General features: G+C 73.7%; 17 protein-coding genes. 8 read left to right on the forward strand and 9 right to left on the reverse strand.

Annotated elements, in window-relative coordinates; genetic code table 11:
• Window positions 1-3: 3 nt before the first annotated feature.
• On the reverse strand, window positions 4-771 hold the full coding sequence (locus ACGF5O_RS26255; RefSeq protein ID WP_393812296.1) for a glycerophosphodiester phosphodiesterase: 768 nt from the start codon (window positions 769-771) through the stop codon (window positions 4-6).
• Complete coding sequence (locus tag ACGF5O_RS26260) at window positions 768-1,421, reverse strand: YitT family protein (RefSeq protein WP_393812297.1); 654 nt, start codon at window positions 1,419-1,421, stop codon at window positions 768-770. The genes ACGF5O_RS26255 and ACGF5O_RS26260 overlap by 4 nt, the downstream gene beginning before the upstream one ends.
• A 102-nt stretch (window positions 1,422-1,523) precedes the next feature.
• Between ACGF5O_RS26260 and ACGF5O_RS26265 the strand changes: the two genes are divergently transcribed.
• Window positions 1,524-3,026, forward strand: coding sequence for a PLP-dependent aminotransferase family protein (locus ACGF5O_RS26265; protein WP_393812298.1), 1,503 nt, complete (start codon window positions 1,524-1,526; stop codon window positions 3,024-3,026).
• 158 nt (window positions 3,027-3,184) lie between these two features.
• Here ACGF5O_RS26265 and ACGF5O_RS26270 read toward each other — a convergent pair whose 3' ends face one another.
• Together ACGF5O_RS26270 and ACGF5O_RS26275 are read right to left on the reverse strand one after the other, a co-directional pair.
• Window positions 3,185-4,741: a hypothetical protein gene (locus ACGF5O_RS26270; RefSeq protein ID WP_393812299.1), complete on the reverse strand. Its 1,557-nt coding sequence runs from the start codon at window positions 4,739-4,741 to the stop codon at window positions 3,185-3,187.
• A 37-nt stretch (window positions 4,742-4,778) separates the two neighbouring features.
• Entirely contained in the window at window positions 4,779-4,973 is a 195-nt protein-coding gene (locus ACGF5O_RS26275; RefSeq protein WP_089103318.1) for a hypothetical protein, read from the reverse strand.
• Between the two features lie 288 nt (window positions 4,974-5,261).
• Here ACGF5O_RS26275 and ACGF5O_RS26280 point away from each other — a divergent pair, with 288 nt between their 5' ends.
• The 5 genes from ACGF5O_RS26280 to ACGF5O_RS26300 all read left to right on the forward strand — a co-directional run bounded on the left by ACGF5O_RS26280 (window position 5,262) and on the right by ACGF5O_RS26300 (window position 10,806).
• The gene (locus ACGF5O_RS26280) at window positions 5,262-5,654 is read left to right on the forward strand and encodes an ankyrin repeat domain-containing protein (protein ID WP_393812300.1); all 393 of its coding nucleotides are present in this window, start codon (window positions 5,262-5,264) and stop codon (window positions 5,652-5,654) included.
• 301 nt (window positions 5,655-5,955) lie between these two features.
• Window positions 5,956-7,374 (forward strand): HEAT repeat domain-containing protein, encoded by a 1,419-nt coding sequence (locus tag ACGF5O_RS26285; RefSeq protein WP_393812301.1) that lies wholly within the window; start codon window positions 5,956-5,958, stop codon window positions 7,372-7,374.
• 251 nt (window positions 7,375-7,625) lie between these two features.
• Window positions 7,626-8,756 carry a glycosyltransferase family 4 protein gene (locus ACGF5O_RS26290; protein ID WP_390047869.1) on the forward strand — a complete coding sequence of 377 codons (1,131 nt, stop codon included), beginning with the start codon at window positions 7,626-7,628 and terminating at the stop codon, window positions 8,754-8,756.
• Window positions 8,753-9,958 carry a glycosyltransferase gene (locus tag ACGF5O_RS26295; RefSeq protein WP_393812302.1) on the forward strand — a complete coding sequence of 402 codons (1,206 nt, stop codon included), beginning with the start codon at window positions 8,753-8,755 and terminating at the stop codon, window positions 9,956-9,958. Before ACGF5O_RS26290 ends, ACGF5O_RS26295 begins: the two co-directional genes overlap by 4 nt.
• A complete protein-coding gene (locus tag ACGF5O_RS26300; RefSeq protein WP_393812303.1) occupies window positions 9,955-10,806 on the forward strand; it encodes an SGNH/GDSL hydrolase family protein in 852 nt (283 codons plus the stop codon). Before ACGF5O_RS26295 ends, ACGF5O_RS26300 begins: the two co-directional genes overlap by 4 nt.
• A 122-nt stretch (window positions 10,807-10,928) precedes the next feature.
• On the opposite strand, the gene ACGF5O_RS26305 is transcribed toward ACGF5O_RS26300, so the two are convergent.
• Genes ACGF5O_RS26305 through ACGF5O_RS26325 form a run of 5 tightly spaced genes read right to left on the reverse strand, consistent with a single transcriptional unit; the run spans window position 10,929 to window position 15,411 of the window.
• On the reverse strand, window positions 10,929-11,798 hold the full coding sequence (locus tag ACGF5O_RS26305; RefSeq protein WP_393812304.1) for a biotin-dependent carboxyltransferase family protein: 870 nt from the start codon (window positions 11,796-11,798) through the stop codon (window positions 10,929-10,931).
• Window positions 11,795-12,436, reverse strand: a complete 642-nt coding sequence (locus ACGF5O_RS26310) for an allophanate hydrolase subunit 1 (protein WP_393812305.1) — start codon at window positions 12,434-12,436, stop codon at window positions 11,795-11,797. The genes ACGF5O_RS26305 and ACGF5O_RS26310 overlap by 4 nt, the downstream gene beginning before the upstream one ends.
• Window positions 12,437-12,468: 32 nt before the next feature.
• A complete protein-coding gene (locus ACGF5O_RS26315; RefSeq protein WP_393812306.1) occupies window positions 12,469-13,227 on the reverse strand; it encodes a LamB/YcsF family protein in 759 nt (252 codons plus the stop codon).
• Window positions 13,228-13,246: 19 nt separating this feature from the next.
• The gene (locus ACGF5O_RS26320) at window positions 13,247-14,095 is read right to left on the reverse strand and encodes a putative hydro-lyase (RefSeq protein ID WP_393812307.1); all 849 of its coding nucleotides are present in this window, start codon (window positions 14,093-14,095) and stop codon (window positions 13,247-13,249) included.
• Window positions 14,092-15,411 carry an MFS transporter gene (locus ACGF5O_RS26325; RefSeq protein WP_393812308.1) on the reverse strand — a complete coding sequence of 440 codons (1,320 nt, stop codon included), beginning with the start codon at window positions 15,409-15,411 and terminating at the stop codon, window positions 14,092-14,094. The genes ACGF5O_RS26320 and ACGF5O_RS26325 overlap by 4 nt, the downstream gene beginning before the upstream one ends.
• A 172-nt stretch (window positions 15,412-15,583) precedes the next feature.
• On the opposite strand from ACGF5O_RS26325, the gene ACGF5O_RS26330 reads away from it, so the two are divergent.
• Window positions 15,584-16,279, forward strand: a complete 696-nt coding sequence (locus ACGF5O_RS26330; protein ID WP_393812309.1) for a GntR family transcriptional regulator — start codon at window positions 15,584-15,586, stop codon at window positions 16,277-16,279.
• A 150-nt stretch (window positions 16,280-16,429) separates the two neighbouring features.
• The gene (locus tag ACGF5O_RS26335) at window positions 16,430-17,959 is read left to right on the forward strand and encodes a hypothetical protein (protein ID WP_393812310.1); all 1,530 of its coding nucleotides are present in this window, start codon (window positions 16,430-16,432) and stop codon (window positions 17,957-17,959) included.
• Window positions 17,960-18,043 lie beyond the last annotated feature (84 nt).

Genomic DNA, 18,043 nt, shown 5'->3' on the forward strand with positions numbered 1-18,043 from the left:
GCCTCAGAACCAGACGCCGCGCTTCTGCATGACCTCACGCAACGTGTCGATGTGATCGGTCATGATGCCATCGACTCCCAGGTCCAGGAGCCGGTGCATCCGTTCGGGTTCGTTGATGGTCCACACGTGGACGTGCAGCCCGCGCGCGTGGGCGGCGCGCACGAAGCGCCGGTCGACCACCGGGACCCCCGACTGCGACTCGGGCACCTGGGCGGCCACCGCCGACCGGCGTACCGACGCGGGCAGCCCCCAGGAGCGCAGCCGCAGCCCGACCACACCGCGGGTGCCGAACGAGGTGGCCAGGCGCGGCCCGGCCAGCCGCTGCGCCCGCAGCACCCGTGCCTCGGAGAACGACCCGACGCAGACCCGGTCGTAGGAGTCCGTCTTCTCGATCAGGTCGAGGAGCGGCCGCAGGGCCGGCTCCGCCTTGGCGTCCACGTTCCAGCGGACCTGCGGGAACTCCTCCAGCAGCTCCTCGAAGAGGGGGAGCGGCTCGCGGCCCGCCACACGCGCGTGCCGCACGTCCTCCCACGGCAGGTCGGCGATCCGGCCGGCCCCGTCGGTGACCCGGTCCAGGGTGTCGTCGTGGAAGGCGACGAGCCTGCCGTCCGCCGTGGCGTGCACATCGGTCTCGATGTACCGGTAGCCGAGTTCGACCGCGCGCCGGAACTGCGCCACGGTGTTCTCCAGGCCGTCCGCGGCCCCGCCCCGATGGGCGAAGGCGATGGGGCCGGGGTGGTCCAGGTACGGGTGGCGTGTCAGCGTGCTCACGGACGCAGTATCGCGCGCCCGGGTGACCCCGTGGCAACGACCGTGCTGCGCCCGGATGCCGCCGGGACGGCGAACACCTTCAGGAACAGCTGCGCGAGCGGGCCGATGGACACCGCGTAGAGCAGGGTGCCGACGCCCACGGTCCCGCCGAGCGCGAACCCGGTGACGACCACCGCGACCTCGATCGCCGTACGGATGAGCCGGATCGAACGGCCGGTACGCCGGTGCAGCCCCGTCATCAGGCCGTCCCGGGGGCCGGCCCCGAAGCTCGCCGCGATGTACAGGCCGGTCGCCGCGCCGTTGAGCACGATGCCGGCCGCCATCAGCGGGATCCGCACGGCGAACGCGTGCGCGTCGGGGAGGACGGCGAGCGCGGCGTTCATGGCCAGGCCGATGACGAAGACGTTGGAGACCGTGCCGAGGCCCGGCCGCTGGCGCAGCGGGATCCACAGGAGCAGCACGGCCGCCCCCACGACGATCGACACCGTGCCGATGCTCAGCCCGGTGTGCCCGGCGAGCCCCTGGTGCAGCACGCCCCAGGGTTCGAGGCCGAGGCCCGCCTCGACGAGCAGGGCGGAACTGACGCCGTACAGCGTGAGCCCCGCGTAGAGCTGGACCAACCGTCGCCCGAGACGGCCTTGCGTGGACAAGGGATTACCCCCCTGGTGGTTAAGGTGGCCTGACCCGTGTCACTCTGTGGCTTGGGAGGGAAAGCCATCCATGGCCAATTCCGGGAAGGTGGACTGATTCACATGGCGCAGTGGACCTCGGCGATGGGGGCCGCCCAGCTCGCCCGGCTGCTCAACTCGCAGCAGGAGCGCCCCGCCGGCCCCGGCACCCGACGTCCGCCGGCCTACCGCGCGCTCGCCGACGGCATCCGGCTGCTGGTCCTGGAGGGCCGCGTCCCGGTCGCCGCCCGGCTGCCCGCCGAACGCGAACTGGCCCTCGCCCTGTCCGTCAGCCGTACGACGGTGGCGGCGGCGTACGAGGCGCTGCGCGCGGAGGGGTTCCTGGAGTCCCGCCGGGGCGCGGGCAGCTGGACCGCCGTCCCCGCGGGCAACCCGCTCCCGGCCCGCGGCCTGGAACCCCTGCCCCCCGAGGCGCTGGGCTCGGTGATCGACCTGGGCTGCGCCGCGCTGCCGGCCCCCGAGCCGTGGCTGACCCGCGCGGTCCAGGGCGCCCTGGAGGAACTCCCGCCGTACGCCCACACCCACGGGGACTACCCGGCCGGGCTTCCCGTCCTCCGCTCGATGATCGCCGAGCGCTACACGGCACGCGGGATCCCCACCATGCCCGAGCAGATCATGGTCACGACCGGTGCGATGGGCGCGATCGACGCGATCTGCCATCTCTTCGGCGGCCGTGGCGAGCGCATCGCCGTCGAGTCGCCGTCGTACGCGAACATCCTCCAGCTGATGCGGGAGGCGGGCGCCCGGCTGGTGCCGGTGGCGATGGCCGAGGGGCTGGGCGGCTGGGACGTGGACCGCTGGCGCCAGGTCCTGCGCGAGGCGGCGCCCCGCATCGCCTACGTGGTCGCCGACTTCCACAACCCCACCGGCGCGCTCGCCGACGACGACCAGCGGCGCCGGCTGGTGGACGCGGCCCGCTCGGCGGGCACGGTGCTGGTCGCCGACGAGACGATGAGCGAGCTCTGGCTGGACGACGGCGTGGAGATGCCCCGCCCGGTCTGCGGCTTCGACCCTGCGGGCTCCACCGTCATCACCGTCGGCTCCGCCAGCAAGGCGTTCTGGGCGGGCATGCGCATCGGCTGGGTCCGGGCGGCTCCCGACGTGATCCGCAGCCTGGTCGCCGCGCGGGCCTACGCCGACCTGGGCACGCCGGTCCTCGAGCAGCTGGCGGTGAACTGGCTGTTCAGCACGGGGGGCTGGGCCCAGGCCGTCGACCTGCGCCGGGCCCAGGCCCGCGAGAACCGGGACGCCCTGGTGACGGCGGTCCGGCGGGAGCTGCCGACCTGGGAGTTCGAGGTGCCCCAGGGCGGCCTGACGCTCTGGGTCCGGGCGGGCGGTCTGTCCGGCTCCCGGCTGGCGGAGGCGGGGGAGCGGGTGGGGGTACGCGTCCCGTCCGGCCCGCGGTTCGGGGTCGACGGCGCCTTCGAGGGCTATGTACGCCTTCCGTTCACCGTGGGCGGAGCGGTGGCGGACGAGGCGGCGGTGCGGCTGGCGGCGGCGGCGCGGTTGGTGGAGGCAGGGGTGAGCGGGGGGAGCGGCGAGTCGCCGCGGACGTTTGTGGCGTAGCGGCGGGGCGGTTCGTCGGCCGCGGCTGGGTGGGGGTTGCTCGCGCAGTTCCCCGCGCCCCTGACGGGGCTACCCAGCTGCGGGCAGTCGTGCCGCTGGGGCGGCACGGATGGGCGCAGCGGCCCCGGCCGGCGCCGGTAAGCGTCCCCGCCCCCGCCTCAGCCCTCGGCGACCGCGGCTTCCAGCGGTGCCGCCTGCTCCACCACCCCGCTCCGCGGCGGCAGCAACGCCAGCACCGCCTCCCGGTCCACCTCGCTCGTCGCGTCGTCGTACGGATCCGGCGTCGCCGGCACCTGAAGCCGCAGCACCGGACCGTGCCCCAGCCGTGCGTACCCCCGCCCCGGCGGCACCTGGGCCAACGGCGTCGTGTGCGGCGGAGCGCCCAGCGCCGCCGCCAGCTCGTCCGGCAGTGCCGGTCCCAGCACGACACGCGCGTGTGCGTGCTGTCGTACCGCCTCGCTCAGCCCGTCCGCGCTGTCGAGCTGTTCGGCGACCACCACGGTGACGTTGGCCGCGCGGCCGTGCCGTAGGGGGGTCTGGAGGAGGGCCTGCGGGTCCTGGTGGCCGTCCGCCGAGGCCAGGTGGACGAAGGCGCTGGGGCGGTCGAGGAGGATCCAGAGGGGCCGTCGGCAGTCGTCCGGCGGCGGGTGGCCCGCCTGGCGCGCGTGGCTGAGGGCGATGAGCCGCCGCTCCGTCTCGTTCGCGGCCCACTCCAGGCTGGCCAGCGCCCCGGGGAGCCCGCACTCTACCCCGAGGACCCCGTCCCGGCCGGTGAGGCACAGGTACTCGCCGGTGCCGCCGCCCTCGACGACGAGGAGGTCGCCGTACTGCAGGGCCTGCAGGGCGATGGAGCGCAGCAGGGTCGAGGTGCCGCTGCCGGGACGGCCCATGACCAGCAGGTGTGGTTCGGTGGAGCGGGAGCCGGTGCGCCAGACGACCGGCGGTACGTCACGCTGCTCGTCGCCGTACGCGAGCGGGAGCGTGCGCTGGACCTCGCTGGGGTCGGTGAACCCGAGGACCGTCTCGCCCGGCGCGGTGACGAAGCGCTGGGCGGCGATGTCGGTGGGCAGCGGGGCGAGGACGGTCACCGTGAGCCGGTTGCCCTCCTCGTCCCACGCGAAGTGGTACTCGCGGCCCCGCCCGGACTTCGCGGCGAGCAGGTTCTCGATCCGGGCGCGGGCCGCGGGCTCGCCGTCCGGGAAATACGCGGGATAGCGGAGCAGGAGCTGGCCGAGGCGGCCCGCGTCGTCGAACTCGTGGGCGATGAACGCCTTCTCCCACTCCCCGCCGTGTGCGTACAGCGGCGCCGGGTCCTCGGCGGCCGAGAGGTACGGCACCAGGGCCTCGTACAGGGACTGGAGCCGCTGGGTCTGCGACTCGTCGGGGCCCTCCGGCGGGGACGGGGCGCGGTCACGGCCCTGCCAGGCGCTCGCCGCCATCAGGGTGATGACGGCGAGCAGCGGCCCGTACGGCACCAGCGCCACGACCAGGACGACCGAGGCCGCCAGGAACAGCAGTGGCCCACGCTTGTCCTTGGGTGTCTCCGCCCATCTGCGCCGCCCGGCCGAGGCCAGCCGGCTCAGCCCGCGGGTCACGGTGATGAGCGGGTGGAGGACGTCGGTGGCGTTGTCGGCGGCCGTCCGGGCCAGCTCCCGGCTCCGGGCTAGCTGCGCGCCGCCGTTGCTCAGAATGCGGGGGAGAGGGCGCCGGGCCACTGCTGTCTCCTCACGGTGTGTACGGGCGGGAGCGGCATCAGAACTTGATGCCGCCGAGCAGGCTCGCCAGGCTCTCGCCGCCTGCCTTGATGCTGGGCGCGATGGCCGTGCTGGCGAGATAGAAGCCGAAGAGCGCCGAGGCCGTGGCGTGCGACGGCTTCAGCCCGTCCTTGCGGAAGAACAGGAAGACCACGATGCCGAGCACGATGACGCCTGAGATGGAGAGGATCATTTGAGATCTCCTGGTGTCGAAGGGGGACAGTCACCATGAGTTCTTCCAGGATCACAGCAGGTATCCATACGATTAAAGGTGTAAATGGGTGATTCTCGGCTGTTTTCACCCGCTTGGTGGATCATTCGGCGGGGTTGCGGTGATCTTTACCTCGGGCGGATCCGGTCATGTGCACCCTGAGCCAGTACGCTGGCGATTCACTCGTACGGCCCCGCGGTCCGCCCGTTGCCGTACGCTCCCCCCAGTCCGGGACAGTCCCCGCGGCGCACAGGAGAGGCGGTCCGGCCGATGAGCGAAGCCCCCGACCCCGAGGTCGTGGAGCTGGCGACCAAGATCTTCGATCTGGCCCGGCAGGGGCGGACCGAGGCGCTCGTGACGTACCTCGACGCGGGCGTTCCGGCCAACCTCACCAACGACCGCGGCGACTCCCTCGTGATGCTCGCCGCCTATCACGGCCACGCCGCGGCGGTGCGCGAACTGCTCGCCCGGGGCGCCGAGGCGGACCGGGTCAACGACCGTGGTCAGACGCCACTCGCGGGGGCGGTCTTCAAGGGCGAGACGGACGTCGTCAAGGTGCTGGTGGAGGCCGGCGCGGACCCGGCGGCGGGCACTCCGTCGGCCGTCGACACTGCACGGATGTTCGGCAAGACGGAGGTTCTGGAACTGTTCGGTACCTCCTGACCCATCTGTTCTGACCAGCTAAAACACACAAAACGGGGGAGGCGGTACAGGGCCGCCGAAATTTCGGTCGCGGCAGGTCGAAGTGCCGAGTCATCATGACGTCGTGATTCACGGACGCGATGGCTGGGCAGGTGTTGCCGCACCACGCGGGCCGTGATGCGGCCCGCATGGGCCACTGACGAGAGGCAGAGAGAAATGGTCTACAGCAAGCAAGAGACGGCGGGCGCTCCGACGTTGTGTCACGCGGCCAGGTAGTGCGTGTTCTCCGGTTGCGTCGACGCTTGATGTGAGGCTGTTTCCCATGTTCGATCCGGTCATAGCGCCCAGCGGTACGCTGCTGGGCCTGCTGCAGCGGGGCCGCGGCGACGGCACGCTGCACGCGCTCACCGCCCCGCGCGCCGAAGCGCTCGCGGCACTGAACCACTGCGTGCTCCACGACCCCCGCCACGACTGGCAGGTGGAGAACCGCTCCCTGTACTTCGCCCGGCTCTACCTCGATCTGCACGGCGAACTGGACGCCATCGAGGCGCACCTGTTCGACGCCGAGGACGTCCTCGACACCGAGGAGTCCCGCACCGGCCTCGCGCTGGCCGTGCTCGGGCACCTCGCCTCCTACGGCAGGCTGGACGCGCTCGAACTGCTGCGCAGATACGCCGCGACCGGCTCCAACTGGGCCTGGGCCCTGGACGAGCTGGCGCTGCGCGACGACGACGCGGGCCTGCGCGCCCTCGCCGCCCCGGTACTGGCGCGGTTCGCCACGGACGCCGAGGGCGAGGCCGAGCTGGCCGCCGCCGTACGGGACGCCTTCGAGCCACGGCCCTGGCGGTTGTGGGCCGAGGATCCGCGCGAATCGGTCGCCACGCGCGTGCGTGCCGCGCAGGAGACCGGTTGTTTCGACCGCTGGCAGCGCCAGATGCGACCTACCGGGCCCCGTCCGGGGTGGAGCGTGCGGGCCGTCTTCGAATGGGCCCAGCAGGGCGTCGAGCGGGGCGCGGCCCTCCATGTGCCGGCCGCCCGCTGCCTGGTCGCCGTCGCCGGACCCGAGGACCGGCCGGAGATCCTCCAGGCCGCCAAGGACGGCACCGACGGAGCCCGCTGCACCGCCCTGCGCTACCTCGCCGACAGCAACGACCCCGACGCGCTGAACCTGATCGAGGTCGCGGTGACCGACGGCACGGCCGCCGTCGTGGAGGCCGCCGTCGACGCCTTCGAACGCATGCGCAGTATCGCCGCCGTCGACCGGGCGCGCGGCTGGGCCCGCAGGCCCGACGCCCTCGGCGCCGCCGCCGGCCGGATGCTGGCCTGCCGGGGCGGGACCAAGGACAGTGAACTGGTCCTCGCCGCGCTGCGGGAGGCCGTACGCGGCGAAGGCCCCGACGCGCCGACGCTGTGGACCCTCGTCGACGGCACCGGACGCCTCGGCATCGTCTGCGCCGCGCCCGTCCTGCGCCACGTCTACCGCGAGACCGCCTCGTCCCACCTGCGCGGCCGGGCCGCCCGGGCGCTGGCCGCAACCGATCCCTCCTTCGCCACCGGCTTCGCCGTCGAATGCCTGTGGGACTGCGAGGAGACCACCCGCGAAATCGCCGCCCGGCACGCCGAGACCGGTGACGCCCGGGTCGTCGAACAGCTCCGCAGGCTCGCCGCCGACCCCGCCGAGGAGGCGGAGGTACAGACGGCCGTGCGCAGCCGCATCGGACCGGACGCGGCTGCCATGTGACGCGCCACGGACGTGCCATGTGACATATCACTGCACCGGACACCTGTCGCACCACGGGAACCACGGGGGATCCCGCACACGTTCCATACGCGGACGACCGCCCGCCGGGTGAACAGCCGGTTACCGCCGGGGCGGCCGGACATGGACGCCGGTTGGCCCGCTCGGGTGTGCAGGCCAACGCTCATGGGACGTTTAACAATCGGAAAGATCCACTTTGACGCGGCCACGTCCAGCGCGGCGACAACACCGGTATGCGTGTCGTCATCGTGACCGAATCCTTTCCCCCCGATGTGAACGGCGTGGCCCACTGCGCGCTCCAGACCGCCCGACACCTCGTCGATCGCGGTCACGCTCCCCTCGTCGTCGCTCCGGCCCCCGCCCCCGGAAACAGGCTCGCCGCGGCTGCCGCGCCCTGCCCTGTCGTCCACGTCCCCTCGCTTCCGCTCCCGGGCTATCCCCAGGTCCGCGTGGCTCTCCCCAGCCGCAAGCTCGCCGCCGCGCTGATCGAGCACCGCCCCGACGTGGTGCACCTGGCCAGCCCCTTCATCCTCGGCGTCCGCGGCATGGCCGCCGCTGCCCGGCTCGGCATCCCGGCCGTCGCCGTCTACCAGACCGACCTGGCCGGATACGCCCGCACCTACGTGGGCGCCGGCGAGGCGGCCGCCTGGCGGCGGATCCGGTCCGTGCACGGCGCCGCCGACCGCACCCTCGCCCCGTCCACCGCCTCGATCAGCGACCTGGAGGCACACGGCGTGCCCCGGATCCAGCTGTGGCAGCGCGGCGTGGACACCGTCCGCTTCCGTCCCGAGTTCCGCGACGAGGCCCTGCGCCGCGAGATCGCCCCGAACGGCGAGGTCATCGTCGGCTACGTCGGCCGCCTGGCGCCCGAGAAGCAGGTCGAACTCCTCGCCGGGGTCTGCGGCCTGGAGGGCGTGAAGGTCGTGATCGTGGGCGACGGGCCCGCTCAGGCCCACCTCACCGAGGCGCTGCCGGGCGCGGTCTTCCTCGGCCGCCGCACCGGCGACGACCTCGCCCGGATCTTCGCCTCGTTCGACGTCTTCGCGCACACCGGCCCCTTCGAGACGTTCTGCCAGACCGTCCAGGAGGCCATGGCCAGCGGCGTCCCGGTCGTCGCGCCCGCCGTCGGCGGCCCGATCGACCTGGTCGACCACGGCCGCACCGGGTTCCTGGTCCCGCCGCGCGACGCCGGCGCCGTCCGGGAGGCCGTGGCCTCCCTCGTCGCCGACCCCGGGATGCGGGCCGCGTTCGGCCACGCCGCGCGTACCACGGTCGAGGGCCGCACCTGGGCCGCCGTCGGCGACCAGCTGATCGGCCACTACGAGGACGTGCTCGCGGCGCGCCGGCCGGTGGTGGCGGCATGAGCGTCACCTCGCCGGGCCCGCTGCGCATCGTGCGGCTGGCCAACTTCGTCGCCCCCGCCTCCGGCGGCCTGCGCACCGCCCTGCGCGAGCTCGGCAAGGGCTTCGTGGCCGCCGGGCACGAGTCGGTCCTGATCGTGCCGGGCGAGCGCTACTCGGACCGGGACGAGGAGCAGGGCCGGGTCATCACGCTGCCCGGCCCGCTGCTGCCCGGCACCGGCGGCTACCGCGTCCTCGTCGACAAGAAGCGGGTGCAGAGCCTCCTGGAGCACCTCGCCCCGGACCGCCTGGAGGTGTCCGACCGCACCACCCTGCGCTGGACCGGCCGCTGGGCCCGGCGCGCCCGGATCCCCGCCGTGATGGTCTCCCACGAGACCGCCGACGGCGTCCTGCGCACCTGGGGCATGTCCGAGAACATGTCCCGGCGCACCGCCGACGCGCTCAACATCCGCACGGCGCACACGTACGCGCGCGTGGTGTGCACCACCGAGTTCGCCGAGCGCGAGTTCATCCGCATCGGCGCGCGCAACGTCGTACGCGCCCCCCTGGGCGTCGACCTGATCGGCCGCCACCCCTCGCTGCGCGACCTGGACCTGCGGGCCCGGTACGCGCGCGAGGACGAGGCACTGATCGTGATGTGCTCGCGGCTGTCCGTGGAGAAGCGGCCCGGCACCGCCATCGACGCCGTGGAGGCGCTGGCACGGCGCGGTCGCCGGGTGATCCTGGTGGTGGCCGGTGACGGGCCGCTGCGGGAGCGTCTGGAGCAGCGGGTGCGGGAGCGCAGGCTGCCGGTGACCTTCCTGGGGCACGTCTCCGACCGGGACAGCCTGGGCGCCCTCCAGGCGTCCGCCGACGTCGCCCTGGCGCCGGGACCCGCGGAGACCTTCGGGCTCGCCGCCCTGGAGGCGATGGCCTGCGGGACGCCCGTGGTCGCCAGCGCCTCCTCCGCGCTGCCCGAGGTGATCGGTTCCGCCGGGGCCACCGCGGCGGACCGCGGCGAGGCCTTCGCCGACGCCGTGGAGATGCTCCTGGAGCGGCCCGCCGCCGAGCGCCGGGAGACGGCACGCGCGCGTGCGGAGTGCTTCGGCTGGGGAACGGCCGTGGAGGCGTTCCTCGCGGCGCACGACGCGCCGGTGCTGTCCCGTCGTGACGAGAGCGGAACGACGGCACCGGTCCGTCGTGTCGTGCCGGAGGGCGTGGCATGAGAGCGGTCCGTTTCGTTGCGCTCGGGGACTCGCTGACCGAGGGCGTGGGCGACCCCGCCGGCGACGGGTGGCGCGGCTGGGCCGCGCTGCTGGCCGGCGGACTCGCCGCGAAGGAGGTGGAGTTCACCAACTTCGCGGTCAGCGGGGCGCAGACCCGTGACGTGCTGGAACGCCAGACCCCGGCCGCGCTGGAACTGCGTCCCGACATCGTCGCCGTCGTCATAGGCGTCAACGACACCCTGCGCTGCACGTTCGACATCCACGCGGTGGCCGAGCGGCTCGACAAGGTCTACGCGGCCCTGACCGAGCAGGGCGCGACCCTGCTCACGGCGTGCCTGCCCGACCCCGGTGCGATGTGGGGACTGCCGGGCGCCCTGGCCCGTCCGCTGGCCCGCCGGGGGCGTGCCGTCAACGCGGTGGTGCACGCCCTGTCCGAGCGGTACGGGGCCGTCCACCTGCACGCGTCGGAGGGCGCCTGGCTCACCGACCGCGAGATGTGGAGCGCGGACCGGCTGCACCCGTGCGAGCGCGGGCACCGGCAGCTCGCCGTCCGTTTCCACGCCCTGCTCGCCCCGCTGGGCATGGCGACGGGGACGGCGCCGTCCGCCGAGCCTGAGTTCCCGCCGCCGACGAAGAAGGCGAGTGTCCTCTGGCTGGCCACGGCCGGCACCGCCTGGGTGATCAGGCGCTGCCGCGACCTGCTGCCCCAGCTGGTGCGGCTGGCCGTCGACGAGATGCGGCACCGCCGCAGGGGCACCAGCGCCCGCCTGGACCTGAGCGCGTCCGCCGCGGTCTCCGCCGCGCTGGCCGCCCTCCAGTCGCCGGAGCGACCCGCCGACGCCGCATGAGGAGGCCGCCGCGGCGGTTCGACGACGCCTCAAGGCGGTTCGGCCAGGGCTTACGGCGGTTCGACCACGGCCTACGGCGGTTCGACCAAGGCCTACGGCGGTTCGGCGACGGCCTACGGGGGTCAGCGACGGCGTACGGCCACGAAGCGGACCGGGATGCCCGGGACCGCCTGGGCCGCCGCCGGGAGGTCGGCGGCGCGGACCACCGCGATCACCGGATAGCCGCCGGTGGTCGGATGGTCGGCCAGGAACACCACCGGACGGCCGTCCGGCGGTACCTGCACGGCACCGAGGACCATGCCCTCGCTGGGGAGTTCACCGGTACGGGCCCGCTCCAGGGCGGGCCCTTCCGTGCGCAGCCCGATGCGGTTGCTCGCCGACGACACGCGGTACGCGCGCGAGGTGAACGCCCGGACGGCCCCCGGCGTGAACCACCCGTCCCGCGGGCCGAGCGTCACCCGCAGCACGAGTTCCGCCGGCGGCGACGGCTGCGGCGCGACGTCCACGCGCGCGTGCGGTCCCGAGGGCCTGCCCAGCGGCAGCACCGTGCCGTCCGCCAGCGGAGCGGGACCGAGCCCGGAGAGCAGGTCCGTGGCCCGGCTGCCCAGCACCGGCTCCACGGCGATCCCACCGGAGACGGCCACATAACTCCGTACGCCGGAGCGGGCCGCTCCCACTTCCAGCAGCTCCCCGGCCGGTACCACGACCGGCGCGCCCCAGGCCGCCGGACGTCCGCCCACCGTGACGGGGCACGGCGCGCCGCCGACCGCCGCCACGACCGTCGAACGCGGTCGCACGGCACACCCGTTGAGCGTCGTCTCCAGCACGGCCGCGTCCGGTGCGTTGCCGGCCAGCCGGTTGACGAGCGCCGCCGCTGGCGCGTCCAGCGCCCCGGAGCGGGGCACCCCCAGATGCGCGTACCCGGGCCGCCCCTGGTCCTGCACGGTGGTCAGCGCACCGGCCCGTACGACGACGAGCGCGCGGTCGGTCATGCGTCCCCCGCCGGCACTCCCGCCGGCACTTCCACCGGCACGAACCGTACGCGCGTGCCCGGCGCCAGCAGCGCGGCCGGCACGCGCGCGTGGTCCCACAGCACCGCGTCCGTCGTCCCGATCAGCTGCCAGCCGCCCGGCGAGGACCGCGGGTAGACGCCCGTGTACGGCCCGGCCAGCGCCACCGAGCCCACGGGCACGGCGGTTCGCGGGGTGGCCCGGCGCGGCACGTCGTAGCGGTCCGGGAGCCCGGTGAGGTAGCCGAAGCCGGGCGCGAAGCCGCAGAAGGCCACCGTGAACTCGGTGGCCGCGTGGATGCGGGCCACCTCCCGTTCGGGAACCCGCCAGTGGGCGGCGACCTCGGCGAGGTCCGGGCCGTCGTAGCGCACGGGCAGCTCGATCGCCGCACGCGCGGGTGGGGGAGTGGGCGGGATCGCGGCGGCGGCCAGTTCGGCGGCCCGGCGGGCCGGGTCGTCGAGGCCGTCGAGCAGGACCGTGCGGGCGGCGGGCACGATCTCGCGGACCGTCAGCGAGCCCTCCGCCCGGCGGCGCAGCAACTCCGCGTGCAGCGACTGCGCTTCCGCGCCGGAGCCGACCTCGACGAGAAGAGCATGGTCGCCCACGAGCCGGGTGGTCATGGGCATGGTCGTACCGGTTCCCGTCTCCGTGCTCACGCGAAGGCCGCCACGGTCACGCCCGCCGCCGCGAGCCGCGCACGCACCCTGCGGGCCAGCTCCACGGCGCCCGGGGTGTCGCCGTGCAGGCAGAGCGACCGGGCGCGCACGGCGATGCGCGTGCCGGAGTGCGACGTGACCGCGCCGGAGCGCGCCAGTTCCACCGAGCGCTCCACCACCGCCTCCGGGTCGCTCACCACCGCGCCCTCGCGCCCGCGCGGGACGAGTGTCCCCTCGTCGGTGTACGCGCGGTCCGCGAACGCCTCCGTGACCGCAGGCAGCCCCGCCTTCTCCGCCAGCGCGAGCAGCCGGGAACCGGGCAGCCCCAGCACGGGCAGCGAGGCGTCCGCGAGGAGCACGCCGTCGACCACCGCGGCGGCCTGCTCCTCGTCGTGCACGACCCGGTTGTAGAGCGCGCCGTGCGGCTTCACGTACGCCACGCGCGCGCCGGCCGCCCGGGCGAAGACCTCCAGGGCGCCGATCTGGTAGGCCACCTCCGCCGCCAGTTCGGCGGGCGGCACGTCCATCGCGCGCCGCCCGAACCCCGCCAGGTCCCGGTAGGAGACCTGGGCGCCGATCGTCACCCCGCGCCCGGCCGCCAGCTCGCACACCCTTCGCATGGTGGCCGCGTCCCCCGCGTGGAAACCGCAGGCCACGTTCGCGCTGGTCACGACGGACAGCAGTTGCTCGTCGTCGGTGAGCCGCCAGCGGCCGAAGCCCTCGCCGAGGTCGGCGTTCAGGTCGATCGAGGTCATGGATGCGCTGTCTCTCCTGTCAGGCCACGCGGTACTGCTCGTCGCGGGCGTCGGTGATGAACATCTGACCCGGCGCGTGCGTGATGGCGAACGGCGGCCGGGACGCCGTCACCGCCGCCTGCGGGGTCACCCCGCAGGCCCAGAACACCGGGATGTCGTCCGGTTCGGCGTCCACCGGGTCGCCGAAGTCGGGCCGGCCGAGGTCCGCGATGCCGAGCGCGGCGGGATCGCCGCAGTGCACGGGGCCGCCGTGCACCGCCGGGAGCAGACTGCTCTCCCGGATCGCGGTCGCCAGATGCTGCGGTGGGACCGGGCGCATGGACACCACCATCGGCCCGCGCAGCCGCCCCGCGGGACGGCACGGCCGGGTGGTCACGTACATGGGCACGTTCCGGCCCTGTTCGACATGGCGTATCGGTACCCCGGCACCGGCCAGCGCCCACTCGAACGTGAAGCTGCACCCGAGCAGGAACGACACCAGGTCGTCCCGCCAGTACGCGCGCACGTCCGTCGGCTCGTCCACCAACTCCCCGTCCCGCCACACGCGGTAGCGCGGCAGGTCGGTGCGCAGGTCCGCGCCCTCGGCGAGTCCGGTACCGGTCGCACCGGCGTCGGTGACGTCGAGCACCGGACAGGGCTTCGGATTGCGCTGGCAGAACAGCAGCATGTCGTACGCCCAGTCGGCGGGCACCGAGATCAGGTTGGCCTGCGTGTGGCCGGCCGCGACCCCGGCCGTGGGGCCCGTGAGGCCCGCCCGGAAACGGGCCCGGGCGCTTCTCGGGCTCCACGCGTGCGCGTGCTCGTCGGCGAGGACGACCGGACGGTCCTCCGTGGCCAGAGTCAGAACATGGTCTTCCGTAGGGTTCACGCCAGTTCCTTCCCGCGCGTCTCCGGCAGTCCGAACAGGGCCAGGGCCGCGAGCGCGTAGCCGGCCGCGCCGAAGACCAGCGCGCCGCCCACGCCCCAGCTGTCGGCCAGGAAGCCCACCAGGGTCGGGAAGACCGCGCCCACCGCGCGGCCCGCGTTGTACGTGAAACCCTGCCCGGTGCCGCGCACCGCCGTCGGGTACAGCTCGCTCAGGTACGAGCCGAAGCCGCTGAAGATCGCCGACATGCAGAAGCCGAGCGGGAAACCGAGCACCAGGAGCAGTGTGTTGGCGCTCTGCGGGATGTTCGCGTACGCCAGCACACAGATCGCCGACAGCACCGCGAACAGCCAGATGTTGCGCCGCCGCCCCAGCCGGTCGGTCAGACAGCCGCCGGTGAGGTAGCCGAGGAACGCTCCCGAGATCAGGAAGGTCAGGTAGCCGCCGGTGCCGACGACCGACAGACCGCGCTCCGTCTTGAGATACGTCGGGACCCAGGTGGCCAGCGTGTAGTAGCCGCCCTGGACACCCGTGGACAGCAGGCCCGCGAAGACCGTGGTGCGCAGCAGGCCGGGTGCGTCGGCCGTGCCCGGCCGGAAGATGGCGGCGAACGAGCCGCGCCGTGGGCTCTGTTCGCGTACCGCGACCGCCTGCGGGGCGTCGTGCACCCGTCGCCGCAGCCACACCACGAGGAGCGCGGGCAGGGCGCCGGTCCAGAACATCACCCGCCAGGCCATGTCGTCGCCGACGAACGAGAAGACCAGCGTGTACACGATCGCGGCGAGCGCCCAGCCGACGGCCCAGGAACTCTGGACCGCGCCCAGCGTGCGGCCCCGGTGCCGGGCGCTCGCGTACTCGGCGACCAGGATCGCGCCGACCGCCCACTCGCCGCCGAAGCCGAGGCCCTGCAGCGCGCGGAACACCAGCAGCGTCTCGTAGTTGGGCGCGAAGCCGCAGGCCACCGTGAACACCGCGTAGGTGATCACGGTGACCATCAGCGCGCGGACCCGGCCGACCCGGTCCGCGAACACACCGGCCGCGGCGCCGCCGACCGCGGAGACCACCAGGGTGACGGTGGTGAACAGGCCGGTCTGGCCGCTGTCCAGACCGAAGTACGCCGCGAGCGCGACCATGCTCAGCGGCAGGGTGAAGTAGTCGTACGAATCCAGGGCATATCCGCCGAAAGCACCGGCGAACGCACGTCGGCCGCGCGGACCGAGGGCGCGCAACCAGCCGAACGCGCCGTCCTCGGCGGTGCGTTCACCCCTGCCCGGGTGCGCGTCGGAGGACAGGGCCTGCGGTGGAGGAGTCGTGCTCATGGGCACCTCGCAGATGAGGGACGGAGGGTGCGGGAACTGAGCAGTGCGGGACCGTGCGGAGCCGTGCGGAGGGCCGTGCGTTGGCGAGCGTGATGAGCACCGTAGAGGATCGTTCAACGATCCTTCAATACCCACGTTGTTTCGTTCCTGTGTCTGCGGTTGAATTCCGGGCATGGCAGAGCAGCTGACGGGACTGGCCGACGACCGCGCCCTCCTCGGGCGGACCAGCACCGCGGAACGGGTCTCCGACATACTCAGGAGTCGCATCGCCGACGGTTATTTCCCGCCAGGCACCCGCCTGTCCGAGGACGGCATCGGCGGCGCGCTCGGCGTCTCCCGCAACACCCTGCGCGAGGCGTTCCGGCTGCTCACCCACGAGCGCCTGCTGGTCCACGAACTCAACCGGGGCGTCTTCGTCCGGGTCCTGACCGTCGAGGACGTCGAGGACATCTACCGCACCCGCGCCCTCGTCGAGTGCGCCGTCGTACGCGGCCTGGGCGAGCCGCCGTATGCCCTGGAGAGCCTGTCGGCGGCGGTCGCCGAGGGCCGGCAGGCGGCCACCGCGGATGACTGGAAAGCAGTGGGTACGGCCAATATCCACTTCCACCGGGAACTGGTCGCCCTGGCCGGCAGCGAACGCACCGACGAACTGATGCGCAGCGTCTTCGCGGAACTCCGCCTCGCCTTCCACGTGGTCGACGACCCCCACGCCCTGCACGAGCCGTACCTGGCCCGCAACCGCGAGATCCTGGAGTCGCTCGACCGCGGCGACAGGCGAGCCGCCGAGCGCCTCCTGGAGACCTACCTCACGGACTCCCTGGAACGGGTGGTCGAGGTCTACCGCCGCCGGGTGGACAGCACCCCGTAGGCTTCCGTGCCCCGAGAGGGGCGCGGGGAACTGCGCGATCAGCCCCCACCGGCCCGCACTCCGACGACCGCCCCGCAGGACCCGGCCCCACCGGCGGAGCCAACTGCGTCGTTTGGGCCGATGTCAGACCCAGGACCTAGTCTGTGCACCGTGACTTCGCCTGCATCGACGGACAGCGTGCCGCCCCAGCTCAGCGCGGGGCCGCGCCCCGCACCGGGCCCGGCCGCCGACGAGGGGCTGGCGCGGCGGCTGCGCGCGCTCGCGTGCACCGCGCCGCTGCACGACCTCGACGCACGCAAGGCGAACCTGGCCGGCGAGTACTCGGTGTACGGCATGGCCGAGGTGGCGCTCTCCGCCATCGACCTGGTCACCCTCAACATGGACTTCGACACCGGCGCCGACCACGAGCAGATCGTCGCCCGGCTGATCCCGCGCATCTCCGCCCAGACCCCGCACCGCCCCGTCGCCGAGCACGAGCGCGTGGCCCGCTGGGTCCTGGAGAACCTGATCAACGTCGGCAGCGTCGACCGCGGCTTCCGCGCGGTGTACGGCACCTTCACGCCGGACGGGTCGTACGTCCGCCGGGACTACGACTTCAAGCTCATCGAGGAGGTGCCCGGCCCGGGCGGCACGGTGTACCTCCGGACCACCGACGAGGCGGTCAACGTCCTGGTCGGGGCCCTCGACACGGACGTCACCAGCGCCCAGATCGCCGCCGAGGTCAAGCTGGAGGTGCTGGTCAACCGCGGCCGGCTCGCCGACGCCCAGCTCGCCGCGGAGCAGGCCCGCTACCGGACCGTCCAGTACTCGGAGACCCTGCGCCGGGCCCTGGAGGCCACCCGGCGCAACGTCCGCGCGGTGGACTGGCTCAACGCCGTCCCCGACATGATCGCCGAGGCCCTGGACCACGTCGCCGACCGGTACCGGCACGAGAACGCGATCCTCACCAATATCCGCAAGGCCCGCGACGAGACCGAGGAGCCCGAGAACAAGCGGCGCGCCGCCGAGCTCGTCGAGATCGTCAAGGACTGCATCCGACGCCACACCCAGTTGCAGTCGCGACTGCTGGAGGCCGGGCCGCTGTTCCGCGCGGAGCAGGACCGGCAGGCGTTCGCGACGCCCATGACGACGTCGGGGACGGACCTGTACGGGCACCTGCTCGCACCGCTGCTGCCGCTGCCGCTGGAGCAGGCGAGCCGGGTCACGGGGGCGTTCTTCGCACGCGGGACCGGGCTGCGGACGCCGGTGTCGGTGCGGGTCGGCGACCTCGTCGACATACTGCTGACGCCGCCGGTGGAGCGGGAGCACCTGGGCGCGGAGATGCCGGAGCCGGACCTCATCGCCACCCCGGACGACAGCCGGTTCAGCGAGGAGCAGCTGGCCGACGCCATGCGGCTGCTGGACCTCCCGGCGGACGCGCCGCGTCGGCTGTCGGGGCTGCTGGCGGAGGCGCGGCGCGTGGGCGGCGAGGATCTGGCCTACCTGATCGCGTTGCTGGCCGTGCACGCCGCCAGCCCGGCCGTGGGCACGGCCTACCGGCAGGGCGAGGAGAAGCTGCTGTTCGCGGTGGACGACGGTACGCAGCTGGACGACCCCGGCTTCGGTGGTGCCGATCTGATTGTCGGGACGGCTCTGCTGGACGCGGTGGGGATGGCTGCGGATCGGACCGAGGCCGCGTGATGTCGTGTGCCAGGTGCGGGTGCGGGTGCGGGTGCGGGTGCGGGTGCGTCGTGGCTGGTCGCGCCCACGCGGCGGCAGCCGCAG

The organism is Streptomyces sp. NPDC048291 (assembly GCF_043201715.1).
Taxonomy (GTDB): Bacteria; Actinomycetota; Actinomycetes; order Streptomycetales; family Streptomycetaceae; genus Streptomyces.